This is a genomic window from Sphingobacterium sp. UBA7855, from assembly GCA_002500745.1.
GTDB lineage: Bacteria > Bacteroidota > Bacteroidia > Sphingobacteriales > Sphingobacteriaceae > Sphingobacterium.
This window is the reverse complement of sequence record DLST01000007.1, coordinates 199,001-214,709: the sequence shown is the minus strand read 5'-3', so window position 1 is coordinate 214,709 and position 15,709 is coordinate 199,001. Positions and strand designations below refer to the sequence as shown.

The 15,709-nt window shown below is 48.0% G+C and carries 8 protein-coding genes; all 8 read right to left on the bottom strand.

The genetic code is table 11. The features are described 5' to 3' along the window. Window positions 1-24: 24 nt before the first annotated feature. Complete coding sequence (locus B2107_RS05770) at window positions 25-1,461, bottom strand: alpha-L-fucosidase (RefSeq protein ID WP_293953955.1); 1,437 nt, start codon at window positions 1,459-1,461, stop codon at window positions 25-27. 102 nt (window positions 1,462-1,563) lie between these two features. Further along, complete coding sequence (locus B2107_RS05765; protein WP_293953953.1) at window positions 1,564-2,841, bottom strand: glycoside hydrolase family 88 protein; 1,278 nt, start codon at window positions 2,839-2,841, stop codon at window positions 1,564-1,566. 45 nt (window positions 2,842-2,886) lie between these two features. After that, window positions 2,887-3,813, bottom strand: coding sequence for a DUF5017 domain-containing protein (locus B2107_RS05760; protein WP_293954079.1), 927 nt, complete (start codon window positions 3,811-3,813; stop codon window positions 2,887-2,889). A 22-nt stretch (window positions 3,814-3,835) separates the two neighbouring features. After that, complete coding sequence (locus tag B2107_RS05755) at window positions 3,836-5,413, bottom strand: RagB/SusD family nutrient uptake outer membrane protein (protein WP_293953951.1); 1,578 nt, start codon at window positions 5,411-5,413, stop codon at window positions 3,836-3,838. An 18-nt stretch (window positions 5,414-5,431) separates the two neighbouring features. Further along, window positions 5,432-8,560, bottom strand: coding sequence for a SusC/RagA family TonB-linked outer membrane protein (locus B2107_RS05750; RefSeq protein WP_293953949.1), 3,129 nt, complete (start codon window positions 8,558-8,560; stop codon window positions 5,432-5,434). Between the two features lie 121 nt (window positions 8,561-8,681). Next, window positions 8,682-10,772 carry a polysaccharide lyase 8 family protein gene (locus B2107_RS05745; RefSeq protein WP_293953947.1) on the bottom strand — a complete coding sequence of 697 codons (2,091 nt, stop codon included), beginning with the start codon at window positions 10,770-10,772 and terminating at the stop codon, window positions 8,682-8,684. 149 nt (window positions 10,773-10,921) lie between these two features. Continuing rightward, the gene (locus B2107_RS05740; protein ID WP_293953945.1) at window positions 10,922-15,094 is read right to left on the bottom strand and encodes a hybrid sensor histidine kinase/response regulator transcription factor; all 4,173 of its coding nucleotides are present in this window, start codon (window positions 15,092-15,094) and stop codon (window positions 10,922-10,924) included. 195 nt (window positions 15,095-15,289) lie between these two features. Further along, complete coding sequence (locus B2107_RS05735; RefSeq protein WP_293953944.1) at window positions 15,290-15,550, bottom strand: hypothetical protein; 261 nt, start codon at window positions 15,548-15,550, stop codon at window positions 15,290-15,292. Window positions 15,551-15,709 lie beyond the last annotated feature (159 nt).

The following is a 15,709-nucleotide window of genomic DNA, read 5'->3' as shown; positions in this document are numbered from 1 at the left end:
GATTATTTACATAATACAAGAGGTTTAGTTTACTAGTGCAACCTTATATACATACACTGGTATATTTCCGTTGTTCGTCTGAGGTATGGGCACCTGCAATGCTGCAGCATGCTGTGTCCATGGTATATTTTCCCGACTGCCCAGCAAGGAGATTTTATCGATTTTAGCCTGCCCTGCGGCCAGGCTCTTGATCATCGCAAACCGGGTGTTTGGACTTCTAATAAATACATAGACACAATTATCTTTTGCTGTGAAGCGGATATCGGGGACCACCTCTTTCGAGGTTGCATCATTTACAGCATCTTTGATATCCATTTTATCATCAACTTGTTTTCCAGCAGTTTGCCCTGTAAGAAGCTGTTCCTGTTCACCAATAAGCAGGTTTCCTTCGCCGCTGACCTTCCACGTCCGGGATCCATAGATCGCTTCCCCATTCATAGCCATCCAATCGCCGATGCTCCTTAAGCGCGCTATGCTTTCTGGCGGAAAGGTACCATCACCTTTTGGTCCCACGTTCAATAGTAAGTTACCTCCTTTACTCACCACTTCAACCAGGTTTCGCACCAATATCTCCGGGCTTTTCCAGATCGTATCATGCCGGTTATACCCCCAATTGGCACTCATGGTAATACAGGCTTCCCAGTTTTCAGTTGCTTTACTGACCAATGACTGCTCCACCACCGTATAGTCGCCTAAATTATTCCCGATCCGGCTATTCACGATACATTGCGGTTGTAGATCATTTATAAAACTTCGGATGTCCTCGCTCTGTCTTTTGCTGAAAAGTTCAGGCGTGTCAAACCAGATGAGACCAATAGGGCCATATTGCGTCAGTAGTTCGCGCAACTGAGGTTTTACTTTACGCGCTATATATTTCGTCAAGTCCTTTGCATCCTCGTCCGGATAATCCCATGAGTTGCTTCTGCCCCCTCTGGTCGGCCAATTGGTTGGCACATCTGGGTCGGCCCAGTCACGGCCCAGCGAATAGTAGAAGCCCAATTTCATATCATATTTTTTGCAGGCCGCAGCCAGATCCTGCATCGGATCCCTTTGCCAGGGCGTTTGCTGCACGATATTATAGTCACTACTTGGGGAACGGAACATGGCAAATCCGTCGTGGTGCTTGGCCGTAATGACTATGTATTTCATGCCTGCGTCTTTTGCTGCTTTTACCCAGCTATCGGCATCAAAACAAGTCGGCTTAAAATCTTTGGCAATTTGTGCGTACCTGTGGAGCGGAATCTTCTCGTACAACATAAAATGTTCACCACCGCGTGTAGGCCTGCCATTCCAGTCGCCCGCGGTTTGGGCATACAATCCCCAATGTATAAATAGCCCAAATCGGGCTGCCGACCACCAAGCTAATTTATCGGTGACAGTAGGACTTCGATGCTGTTGTTGCTGACAGAGTGCATTTGCCGCAAGAACGAGCAAAAAGCACAGATATACTATTCTTCTCATCGGTGTGGAATTTCGTTCGTTATTTAAAGCAGCCGACTTAGACGATGTCTGCACACGATTCAACAGCTGCCGCATTTTTTTTTAAACATTATTTTTACCCTTTTATAACGCTTTAGCTAAGTTCCTATAGCGCAGCAGGGCTTCCAAAAAGTAATAATCCGCGTAGATCAGCGGCACATCCACTTCACTTTGATGCGGCATGCTTCCGACCGAATGCTTGAGGATAAAGCCACCGTTGGTACCGCGTTTTGCTAAGTATTCGCTGGAAGAAAGCGTTTTTAACGTACCTTCAGCAAAGTCGAAATAGCGCTTTGCATCCGCTCCCGAAGTGTAGGTGGAAAGCTCTAGCAAGGCTGAAGATACCAATGCCGCTGCCGATGCGTCCCTTGGTATCACCTTCAGCTTTCGATTTGAATAATCTACGTCTGGCCAATATCCCTGCTGTCCGGCATTAAAATCCCAATAGGGCACCCTATCTTTCGGCAGGTTGGGATGATTCATGTAGAAATCAGCGGCTTTCTTTGCCGCTTCAAGATATTTGTCTTCCCTAGTCTCCCGGTAAAGTAAAGTATAGCCATAGATGGCCCATCCTTGCCCCCTAGACCAAGTTGAATTGTCCGCGTAACCTTGATTGGTCTGCTGATGGGTGACCGCTCCTGTGTTAGGATCGTAGTCCACGACGTGGTACGTACTATAGTCGGATCTAAAGTGATTTTTCAGGGTATGATCGGCATGGCTAATGGCTGCGTGCTTGTACTTCGGATCACCGGTCAACTCGGAAGCAAAAAACAGCAGCTCGAGGTTCATCATATTATCGATGATGACCGGATATTTCCAGACCGTCTTACCGTCCCAAGAAGCTTTCTCATTCCACGATTTGATCAGCCCTACCTTCGGGTCAAACCTTTTTAGGGCAGATTGGGCCGAATGAACCAAAATCTGCTGATACTGCTTTATTTTGTCCGGATTAGTTTCCAGGCGCAGAGCATTGCCGTAAGCGCAATACATTACAAAACCGATATCGTGATGTTGGGTGAGGTCTTTTGCTTTCTCAAGCTTCTCGGTCCATATCGTGGCATTGGCTTTTACCTCTGGGTCTTTCGTATATTCGTAGATATACCACAATGCGCCGGGAAAAAATCCCCCCGTCCAGTCCCATTCATCCGTACCCACGACGCGGCCTGCGGTATCCAAAGTGCGTGGAAAATCACGGCTGCCAAGCAACAGCTGGTATTGGTCTTTCGCCAAGGCAAAGTCTGATGCCACAAAATCTGAAGATGCCACCGAATTCTGGGCGTTACTCTGCTGACAGGAAAAAAGTGTTACCACCAGATATAAAAAAATAATTTTAAGATCAAATGAACATTGTATCTGCTTCATATTATGTAATTTACTGGACTATTTTAATTAAGTTATTCTGTTGTACTATTCCGTAATTGTTAATTGGATTGTTTTCGTTACCGGGTTTTCGCCATAGGCGTTTACATTATTACCGACAAAGGTGACCTCGTAGTTTCCCGGCGTCCGAAAAATGTAGGCGTAGGAATTTATTCGGGTGCTCATATTCTTCAAGGCTACCCCTTTGTCAGGCGTTACGCTGGTCAGATCGAGGGGCTTGGATACAGCCCACACCAAATTGGAGGATATGGCTGCACCACCTCCCTGAAAGCGCAGTCCACTGCTGCTGAGCAGCCACGAGACCGACGAACCTTGTAGCCCGATCGATCGCCATTCCGCCCCTTGTAGCGTTGCGATGGGCAAGGTAACACCTTCAGTCGTCAGGGTATTCAGGTTAAATAGGTTGATCCACCAGCGGGGCTGCGTGGACCCCGTACTTCCCGTATATTTAAACGCAAAGTAAACCAGTGCATTGGGGTCTATTGTAAAACCAAGGTTGCTCAATTTGAAGAGGTCCACCCGGCCGGAGGGCAGATATACGGCATCACTCGACTGGATACCCGATAAGTTAAACGCCGGAGTGATATCCACCCATTCACTCTCGACAATTGCATCGGCCTGATAAATGCCCGAAAAACGTTGCGATACGAGCAATCGAAGCGAGCGCGGCTGCTGTGCATCGGTACCATAGCGACGGTTGCTGGCAAACTCTACTGTCACCGCCATCGGCACTGCTTTGGTACGCTCGCGGTAGCTGTATTTGTGTCCCTCCTCTCCTGAGTAAAACGTAAGCTGGTCGGGGTTGCCACCGATCTGGAACACCACCGGCTCGTCTACTTTGTAGCTGCTCTTGGCCGTGCCGATTTCCAAGTGTAAAGGGGTCACCTCCTTTTTCTCGCAGGATTGTAAGCTATATAGGGCAAGAAATAGAAATAATTTGATCGATCTTTTCATCATGTTTACGTATTAAATGTAGTTACCATCCGGGGTTCTGCGTCATTAAGTTATTGAGTGATAGTTCGCTGATCGGGATGGGTAAATAAACATCCCGTTCACTCACATTGTTGAATGCCAGTGCCAAGTAGCGGTAGTCGGCCGGAGCCAGCTGTGTATATTGCTGGGCGACTAACTTCATCTCCGCGACAAAGGTACCATAGCGCACGAGGTCAAATTTTCGGAGACCCTCGTAGCAGAGTTCCCGAAATCGCTCCTCGCGTATAGCCGTCCGCATTTCACTTTCATTGCTGATGAGGTTGTTTCGATTGGACGCCTTTGCACGGTCGCGGACCTGCTGCAGTGCATTTTTAGCTCGGGCTGTCGGGCCATTCACCTCATTTTCAGCTTCGGCAAACATCAGCAGCACATCGGCATAGCGCAGCAGTGGAAAATTAATGGGTGTATAATTTCTGTTTTTCGGTTTTAAAGTTTCGTAATCTCGACGGAACTTGGCGACATGACGGCGCTCGATCTCTGCCGATGTGTAGAATACCGAATCTTTGACCAGATTGTTGACATGGTTGTATCGGTATCCCGCGATGTTCCAGTCCCTACGCTGATCAGTAGCCTCGTACGATTCAAACAGCTTGCGCGTGGCTGCTAGCAGACCATAACTAAAACCCTTGCTTTCATCACTGGTCTGAATACCGCTCTGATTGCCGATACGACCGGCTTCAAAATCGCCCGTGCGATTACCATAAAACTCTGCTTCCCAGATGCCCTCATTGATGTTGTATCGGTCTGCTGCCATGTCTGTAAAGATTTTTTTATAGCTACCCACCAGGCTGTGGCTGTAATCTCCACCTTGCGGAAAGACCAGTTTACTGGACCATTCTAGCGCTTTCTGATAGTTGGAGACCGCATGGAGCGGAGCACCCGCCATCTTGAGGTATACACGGGCCAGTATACCACGCACCGCAGATCTGCTGACGCGGCCCGCATGGCCATAGGACTGAATATCTTTCACCATGGCTTCCGCAGATTCCATCTCCTGCACGATAAAAGCATAGACATCAGCCTCCGGCGTACGCGCGATATTTACATGATTGACAGAGCTTGTCGGCTCTGTTTTCAAGGGTACAGCACCCCAGTTACTAACCAGTATAAAATAGTAGTAGGCCCGCAAAAATTTCACTTCTCCTTTGACGGCCTGCTTATCCGCATCGTTCATTGATACGGCGTCGACTTTGCTCAGTAAAAAATTGGCCCGCTCGATCCCTTCATACAAAAATCGCCAGATATCATTTATTTTCGGATTGGAGGCGTCGTAGCTGTAGATTTCCGGTCCAGCGAGGTACGAAGAACGAAAGTAGGCACCCTCATCACCCAAGGTTAAATACGTGGAGTATGTCGACCCGTAAAAATCTTCCCTACCCAGTATATCGTACACGCCCACCAGTCCTGTCATCAACTCCTTTTCATTCTGATAATAGTTTTCCTTGACCACATCGTAAGGTTGCTTGTCCAGAAAGCCGGAGCAACCTCCCAGCAGCGTCATGGATGTCACTAAGCCCGCTAGGCGTAGGAAGGTATATGTTGTTGTTATTGATCGTTTCATCGTTTTTTAGTGATAGGGTTACAGATTGAGGTTAATACCAAACACAAAGGTCTTGGGTCTTGGGTATGAGGAATAGTCAAACCCTGGGGTTAGCGCCGAGTAATACACCGCCACCTCGGGGTCGTAGCCCGAGTAGCTGGTCAGTGTCCAGATATTCTGCACCGAAGCATATACCCGCAGGCTCTTGACCTTCCATTTGGCCAGTAGCGCCCGATCAAAGGTATAGCCAATCGAACCCGTTTTCAGGCGCAGATATGATCCATCCTCAATGATCCGGCTCGAATAGACGTTAGGCCCTTGTCCACCTACTCGCGGCATGTTCGATAATGTATTTTCCGGAGTCCAGCGGTCCGCAAAGCTGGCAAACTGATTAAGGTGAGCCTTGCTGCCGTTTTCAAACAGCAACCTGTTGGCATTGACGATATCATTGCCATAGGACCATTGGAAAAACAGGTGCAGATCAAAGTTCTTATACTTAAAGGTGTTGGCCAATCCCCCCTGGTGGATGGGATATCCCCGACCGATCACCGTTCTGTCCAGATTATCCACCACCATATCGCCATTGAGATCCTTGTACTTGACATCGCCGGGGCGAATGGAACTGCGCGTATTGCCATTTGTGGCAACCGTCTGCTTCAATAGATAGCTACCATCAGGCTGCCGGTCAAAATCGTCGTATTGATACACCCCTTCCCAAAGGTAACCGTACATCTGTCCCAGCGGTTGATCGATCTTAGCAAGATACAATGGTGTGGTTCGATAATCCTGATCCCAGGCTAGCGCTGTGGTGAGGCTCTCCTGATTTTCGGTGAGCTCAACCACTTTATTGCGGTTAAAAGAGATGTTGAAGGAGCTGTTCCAGCTAAAATTAGGCTTTTGAATGATATCGCCTGCCACCGTCAGTTCGATCCCCTTGTTGCTCGTTTCGCCGATATTCTTAAATGCATTGCTATAGCCAGTGGTCGATGGCAGTGCCGCATAGAGCAACAGGTCATATGTGCGTTTGTGGTAATAATCTGCTGTCAACAATAGCCTGTTTTTAAAAAGTCCCAGATCGATACCTGCATTGCTCTGCGCTGTACTTTCCCAGCGCAGGTCAGGCGTACCTATACCCAAAAACATGCCTTGCAGCAGATTATTTCCCCACGAGTAATAACCATTAGTGCTCACACTGGTATTCTCAAAATAAACCGGTGAAAAGGATGCGTACTCATTCACCCTGTTATTGCCCGTTATACCATAGCCCAGCCTAACTTTCGCATCCGAAAACAAGCTTTGCTTTTTCATAAACGATTCATTAATCAGTCGCCATGCAAATGCTCCCGAGGGGAAATAGCCGTACCTGTTCGTACCTGTAAACTTGGAAGAGCCATCCGCACGAAATGATGCCGTCAAGAGATAGCGGCTCTTGTAATTATAGTTTACGCGAGCTAGGTAGGAGAGCATGGTCCATTCGGATTTCACCGATGTGACGGGCTGAGGAATACCTTCGCTCAGGCCCGCCAAGCCTTTAATCTCATTGGGCAGCCGAATAGCCGACATACCGTATCGGTGGTATTTGTTACCCTGAAAGGTGATACCTGCGACCACATTGAGCGTATGATCCTTGATTTTCTTAGCGTAGGTCAATAGATTTTCATTCAGCCAGGTGTTGCTCTGCGTATATAGAACCGATCCGTTCACACCGTTGGTACTGCCCGCAAATCCGTAGCGTGTGCGGGAGTTGTTAAAGACATCCAGCCGTGTATCCGAATTGTTGATACCGCCATTGATACGTAATTTGAGCGCAGGTGAAAACGCATATTCGGCATAACCATTGGCAATAAGACGATTGTTATAACTTTCGCGCAGTTCATTCTGCGCTGACAAAATAGGATTAAAACGATAGTCATTGGTCGGATTGGCCAGGTCGTCTGTCGGATCGTTCAGTAAGTCTTCGTCAGGAAAAGCAATGGGACGGTATCCCCATACACTATACATCAGGTAGTTCATGGCTGAAAAGGCGGATTCTGGTGCAGCAGGATTACTACCATCGGTTAGTGTCCCTGTATACATGGCATTGATGCCGACTTTTAGTTTTTGAAAACTCTGATCCAAGGTCATTTTCCCTTGCTTACGGTTGAAGCCGGAGTTGATAATGATCCCCTGCTGCCCGAAAATATTGCCCGAAACAGCGTACTTGGTATTGTTGTTGCCCCCCATTATGGAAAGGCTATGATTGTGCATGACGCCATCACGGAAGATATAGTCTTGCCAGTCGTTGCTGGGGATGGATTTGTAATCCTCCAGCGTTTTGCCATCGCTAAAATAAGTCAACTGCGAACCGACCGGATCGCGCTCGGCTTGCAGCTTGACAAACTCATAGCCATTCATCAACTGCATGCTGTTGATGATCTGCTGCGACCCCACATAGCCTGTATAACTGATCTGTGGAGCACCGTTTTCCCCTTTCTTGGTGGTAATGAGGATGACCCCATTAGCACCCCGCGCACCATATATCGCCGTTGCAGAAGCATCTTTGAGTACTTCGATAGAAGCAATCTCATCAGGATTGAGCACATTGCTATTGGCATTTTCAATCGGAAAGCCGTCGATGACATAAAGGGGTGAATTGTCCTGCGTCAGCGAGTTGGCACCACGGATGACAATATTCATCTCACTGCCGGGCTTGCCACTTTCGGAGGTTACCTGCACCCCGGCCACACGACCGGCCAAAGCTTCCAGGGCTGAACCAACAGGCGCCTTCTTGATGTCCTGCATATTTACCGACCCCACCGATCCGGTCAGGTCTTTCCGCTGCACCTCACCGTAGCCGATCACGACGACTTCATCTAGCGACCTGCTCTTAGGCAATAGTTTTACATTTAATAGTTTACCATCACTTAACGAAACTTCTTGTTCATCATAACCGATAAATTTGAAGATGAATTTTTCCGACCCGGCCGCAATGTCGACTGAAAAACGACCATTCACATCGGTCGCCCCTTTTGTGCCGCCCCCCTTCTGCGAAATGCTCACACCTGGCAGCGGTTTGCCCGTGGTCGCATCCGTTACGACGCCTGTCACCTGCCGCTGTTGCGCATAGAGCTGTGAAACATACAACATACAGGTAGCCCCCACCACAATAGTTTTTACATAAGGTATCATAATCTATGATTTATTAATTGATTTTAGGATTTGGTTCTTTGGGTTGTCACATTCTGCTTTAGCCCCGGCGATGTGTAGGTCTGCAGTGGTACTCCCCACCTACAGGTCTTACGGTAAGCTGTCAACGGATAGCAGACTTTGCTGTGGCTCCCCGATAGGCGCCTTGCGGCAGTGCGATCCGAACCTCTTTCGACTGACCGGACCGCTTGTCGCGCACATTGACCCGCACAGCATCAATTTGCTGATTGGGATCTGCTACACATAGCGTATAGCCGGAAGATTCTTTACTGATCTGTAAAATAATAGGTTGATCAACTTCAACAAACAGTTGATCCGTTTCTAGCTGACCTGCCTGATAAAATACAGCCTGTATGTATTCGAGCCCACGGTGTTCTACGGCTTGTACCGCCTTGGTATTTGTAATGATCCTGACTTTTTCAGCTTCAAGTTTGTTTGGTGATTCGGTTCCAGGATATAGACTGTAAGCGTAAGTTGCATCCACTGGTCTGACGCCGTGGTTGATCCATAGCTTAAACACCATACCTGTTATACTTTCCTTAGATCGTGAGCGGTTGATGTGATACCATGATCCGGTCTGTTTTTTGCTGGTCAAGGTGACCGCTGAGCGATCATTAAACAGATAAGCTACCTGATTATGACTCACGTACTCCCCCGTGTTCACCTTGCGCTTCAAAGAGTCGATTGCAGCCATTGCCTTCCCTCCCCATTTGACCTTACCTTTTTGCCAGGTCTGATTGAGCGTTGTCACCACTGGTGCGTTGCTGTTGGAGGTTATGCCAGCACCTAGGCAGACCACCTGCTGATCAAAGAAAAACCAGGCCTTATGAGCCTGTACGCTATCATATTCGAGCACCATGGCTGTACAACCATATTGGCCATCCGATACCCCCCCTGCAAATCGGTTGCTAGCCAACGCGCCCCACTGCTCTACGAGCACAGGGTCGGCTGTCATATCCCGCGTCGTGGTACCCGGAATTTTATCCCATTCCCAAATGGGCATGATGTTCATATATTCTGGCCCGAATACCTGGATATTGGTCACCCCATCCGTCATATACTTTCCATATATATTTTCGCCATTTCCCGACTCAGAGCGATTCGTTCGGGCACTTGCTATGCGGACATTGACCTGATAGCCTTTGCGGCTATGCGTAGTGTAGTCACCCTTCCAGTAATGTCTATGTAGTGGAGATCCGGGCGTATCGTATGGGGTCGTGCTGTCCAACTTGGCGATTTCATGCATCCACATCTGCCGCTGCTGGGGATCGATCGCCAGCATATGCTGCAACATAGTTACACCAGCGTTCTTCTTCAGTATGTTTGGCCGAGATATACCACGCCCCTGTACATTAAAATCAATGTAACCGGCTCGAATGATGGGCAAGTAGCTTTCTTTCAGAAAACGTATAAAAAGCTGCTTCTTTTCATCCGAAATTGCGTAGGGCGTATCGCGGACATAATACATAATGGTAGATATACCTTTCAAAAATTCCTCCCCATAACCCGCAATATACAGCTGCGGGCCATGTTGCAGATAGGAAAGATCATACTGTAAACCCTCCTTGCCATCGACCAGCTGGACGGGATAAAAGAGCTGTTCCAGCGAAGAAGTCAGCAGATGCTTGTCCTGCGTGATCAGCGCGCGATAAAAGTAATGCATCGCGATGTCGCTTTTGTTAGCTCCGGTCATCTTGTACGGATCACCCTTGGTCATTTTCAAGACCAGTGCGTCTTCCAGCTGCTTCGGAACCTGTTCTTGACCAGTCTTCATCAAGATCAGGGCCACCCCAATAGCTTTGGGTGTAGCGATCTCATTGTGCCACCAGTTGGTGCTGGTAAAATTATGCTGTGCCCAATAATTCAGGGCGCTGATAATCTGCGTATACAGTGCCCTATTTTGGTAGAGCGGGCTTTCCGCGTGCACATATGCGCCGATCAGCTGCCTGACCCGATCTAGGTGTGCGGTAGGTTTCCATTCGGTAACAGCACGGTCTGCATAGTCAATATCGGACCACGCACCATCTTTGCCCAGTGTCCGCCTGTAGGTCTTGAGAAGATGTTCTTTCGTAGATAGCTGAGCAAGTTCATCGTCCACCACCCGTCTGCTGATGGTTCCAAAAGGGAATTCAGCTTGAGCAAAAGCCTGCATGCAGAGTAGCGGCATAATAAGGATTAATAGGAGTCTATTCATATTCTTGGGACTTATATTGGTACTGTCTGACGACCGCTTCGGCACAGCGGAGCTGTTGTGTTTTGCGATCGAGCAAATAGCTTCACAAATATGTAGAACTCATGGGATCCCATAGGGGTAAAAAAACGTAAATTTAGGGGTAAAATCTTTTAATTGATCTTATTTTCCCTGTATTGTGTCGGATTTACCCCAAATTTCTTTTTAAACTCTTTACTAAAATACTTCCGGTCGTTAAATCCGACGGCATAGGCAACCGATGCTACCTGATCCGACTGAACAAGCAGATTGGCGGCTTCGTTGAGCCGAATATCTTTGATCAGTTCAGTAGCGCTGAGTCCTGTGAGCCCTTTGACCTTCTTAAGTAGGGCGCTTTGACTCTGTCCCATCTTATCAGCGAGCATTGCTACGGAGAATATCGGATCGGCCATATGTGCTTCTACTGTAGCACGAAGCTTATCTAAGTATGCCGTTTCGGCACTGGATATGATCTCGTCGCGCTTGGACAACAGCAGGTAGCTCCGGTTGCGCTCTTTGGCCTGCTCCAGTGCCGACACCGTATTAAAAATTTGCAGATCGAGTACCTGCAGGTTAAAAGGCTTCGTCACATAATTTATGATACCAATCTGGTAACCAAATACACTATCCTGTTCCTCGCTTTTTGCCGTGAGCATAATCACCGGAATATGCGCCGTATCCGCATCAGCTTTTAGCGCCCTGACGAGGGTATAACCGTCCATATAGGGCATGGCAATATCGGTTATGATCAGATCGGGCATACATTCTGCCACCGCAACAAGTGCCGCCTTGCCGTGGGCCGCTGCGCTTACCTGATATTGTCGTTGCAGGTGACCGACCAAAAAGGAACGCAGCTCATCATTGTCTTCAACGATCAATATATGAAAGTCGCGCGTTGGCGCTGACACTGTGTAGACAGGACGTACATTGGTCGTGTCTTCGGGAGCCTGTAGCACGCCGCTGTCCGCCTGCTGCTCCGGTGGAATGATACCGACCGGAAGGGCGATTGTAAAGACAGTCTCCTTTCTTTCGGAAAAAGCCTGCGCATCGTCTAGATAGAGGCGTCCCTGATGCAGCTCGACCAGCTCTTTGGCGAAGGCCAGGCCGATCCCCCAGCCTTCCTTGGTATGCCCTTCATCCCCCTGGTAAAAGGTATCAAATATACGATCCCGCTCATCAGGTTTGATCCCTAGACCATTGTCGATCACATGGATCAGCAGATCGCTGTTGTTCCGACGCACCACTATGCTTATCGCCGGGTTGTGCTCTCTCCTGAACTTAAATGCGTTGGAAAGCAAATTGAGTAACACTTTTTCCAATTGCTGAGGATCGGCCATAAAGTGGCCTTCAAAGCAGTTTTCGAGCCTGTATTCAATACCTAGATTACGCGCTATCGGTTCAAAAGAGCGATATATCGGTTCAAAATATCTCGCCGAGTCGATGACCTGCTTGTCCAGGCTAAGCTTGCGGGCATCCATTTTATTGAAGGTCAGCAGCTCCTGAGTCAGTTGGAGCAGCCGCTTGATATTACGCCGGACCTGCTGCAGCTGTTCATCCAGATGATTATCAAGCTTGCTCTCCTGCAGTATTTTCTCCACTGGAGCATGTATCAAGGTTAGCGGTGTACGGATTTCATGACTAATCTTGGTAAAAAAATCAAGCTTGGACTGCATCAGAGCCGCCTGATCCTGGTGGTGTTTTTCTTCGTAGTACAACTTGGTTTTCAATTGCTTTTTTTCCAGATTATACCGATAAACATATAAGATGCCGGCAATCAGTAGTACAGCATACAGCGTGTATGCGCCGATCGACTTGTAAAAGGGCGGTGCGATACGGATCTCAAGCGATTTGACCACCGTGCTCCATACACCATCGTCATTGGCTGTTTTGATTTTCAGCGTATACTTGCCCGGGCTTAAGTTGGTATAAGTAATGTTGGGCCTGTCGGTCAGGTTCCAGCCTTGATCGATCTCCTCGATCTGATACGCATAGGTATTTTTCTGCGGATTGATAAGGTTGTCCGAACTAAAATCGATGGTAAAAGTATTTTGATCATGATTCAGATCGATCGTTGTCAAGTAGTTTGGATTTTTAAGCCCCAGGATCTGACCGTTACTTGTCCGATCCTGCCCATTGATGGTGAAACCTGAGATTAGCACATTGGGCACATCGGTATTGGCCTTATGGCGCGATACGTTAAGGGTAATCAGACCTTTATGCGAACCTACAAGCAGCTGCCCATCGTAGCAGAGCATGGCATTGGGCAGGAACTCATTTGTCGGAAAGCCATCCTCAATATCCATATACCGCTTTTTTCCCGTAACCGTATGGTAAAAGACCAGGCCATTGTTGGTACTGACAATAATTTCATTGCGTTTGTTTTCGGCTATTCCGAGCACATGATAATAGCTGCGGCTAGGGAACAGCTCGATACGGGTTAGCTTTGCCGTCTGCGGATGATAGCTGAAAAGGCCCTTTTCCTGCGTGCCAATCCAGATTGTCCCCGACTCATCCTCCAAGAGTGTATTGATATAATGGTCTTTCAGAATATCGCGCGAAATATAGTCATCCCCCTGTGCCGCATCAAGCGGCCCCCACCTATTGTCCCTTAAACTGTTATCTTGTGGCCTATTATTGCGGTCTGAGGACTGACTTTCTTGACCTAGCTTGCCTCCATTAGGATTTATTGCCCTTCCGCCGCCATCTATTTGCATACTACTTTGAGCTTCCCTGCTGCTGCGCTGCCAAGGCGGCCGACTACACTGCTGTAGCTCGCCCAGTCCTTGGGCTGTACCGATAAATACAGTACCGGCTTTTGTTACCAAGACATCCTTTACGTAATTGTTGGCTGCATTTTTTGTAAACGCCACATGGGGTTGCATGGCTTCGTTAAACTGGCTGTTAATGCGTTGCACGCCGCGATTTCCCGTACCGATCCATAGTTGACCGTGCTCGTCCTGAGTGATGCTCCCAATATAATTTTGCAGCAGCGTGAGACCGTTTTCGCCACTGCTATTGTAGTAAATAATATCCTTGATGTTACGGCGGTTGATCCGTGCCAGCCCCGCACCAAATGTACCCACGTAAATGTATTTTTTATCGGTCAGTATACATTTGATGGTATTGGAGCGCAGCCGTATCTTCTGATATTCCTCGCTCCCTTTCCGTCGCAGATTTAGACCATCACGTTCCGTTCCCACCCAGGTATTCCCATCGCTGTCCATGGCAATGGCACTGACGAGATTTCCGCTAAGATGCTTGTAATGACCGTCTGCCAGATCGACACGAAAAGGATACGCGGCAGCATGGTGATAATTGATTCCGCCAAAGTTGGTCCCCATCCAGACGATACCTTGCTTATCAATATAGATGGTCTTGATGGAGTTGTCATTGATACTGAATGGATGATTTGCGCTGGAGCGGATCTGCTGTAGGATATGACCATCGGGTTGCAGTAGGCTGCCACCATCCATCGTACCGATCCAGATCGTTGCACTGCTATCGACAGCGATGGCGCGTACATAGTCGCTTGCCAGCCCAGTCTTAGTGCCGTAATGCGCAGTAAGCCTATAGCGGTCATCGATCTCAAAAAGCCCCTGCCCATCAGTAGCCACCCAGATCTTACCCGCACCTACCCGCCGGATATCTTTGACCGCCGTACCTGCTGCACCCGCAGGGCCAAGTGCGACCGGCAGCACATTCTTCTGATCACGCCACAGGTACAATCCTTTATTACTACCTATTAGGATATCATTGCCTAGCTGCAATAGGGAGAATATCTCAAGCCCTTGCAGTACACCAGCTTCTGCTATAGACGGCTTATTAGCATCGGGAATCACCATTAGCCCATTGTTAGTACCCAACAAAGCGCCAGATGGCGTAAATTGGATTGTCAGCACAGCAAAGTGATTTCCATTTTTAGGAAGCTGGCCCGGGTAACTGATCCGCTTAAATCGGTCTTGCTTTGGATCATAGCAGTTCAACCCCTGCTGCGTGCCTATCCAAAGCTCCTTTAATCGGGGATGCTCAACAATGGCATAGATATAATTGTTAGTCGATATCGTACGCATATCCCGATGATCAGAGCGGTATTGTTTGACCTGATGGCCATCATAGCGATTCAGCCCATCCCTCGTACCGATCCAGAGAAATCCAGCATGATCGCGGCATATACTCAACACTGTACTATTGGACAGTCCTTTATCGTAAGTTAGATTTCCAAAGTGGGGCTGCGACCGCAACGACAGTGGGATAAAACTGTAAAGCAGGGTAATGATAACGATATAACGGACATATCTTTTTGTCATTTAGATCCTTCAATTGGTAGTCCAGCAAGTATACGGTTTTCGAGCTAAGGAAAGAAACAATTTTTTGCATCCGTTTAATTCGTACTTCTTGCTGCTTCCCATCTCATTGCATGATGTTTTTATCTTCCAATTTCTTTCCTCAAGAAATCGTGTACATCAAGCCAAGTCCATTGCAAATTCGCGCGCTTTACCCCATTACGCCTGTGCGCTATCATCACTATTACGGTCCACCGACAATAAAAAGAGTAGTTTATCGATCGCTGGCCTGTGCCATTCTTTCGGCAGATCTCCGCTGAGATAAGCCAGTTGTTCATCCAAGATGAGCTGGCAGCCATCCATTGTAATGCGTGCATATTCGTTTTGGCCTTCCTCTCTACCTACTTCGAAATCAAAATACTTTTCTATTCCTTCGTCATTGGTCACGGGGATCCCGGTAAATGTTGTTCTCTCTTCCATGGTATTAGTTTTTAATTTTTATATACGTTATTATATCCTTGTCGATGTGGACAGTCCGCTGACCTCTGTCTGCGTTCCCAATCGACGAGCGCAAGTTTATCGCCGCTTTAAGCAACATCGATCTACTCATCCTCTCCGATCTGCTACAACAGCTCAAGT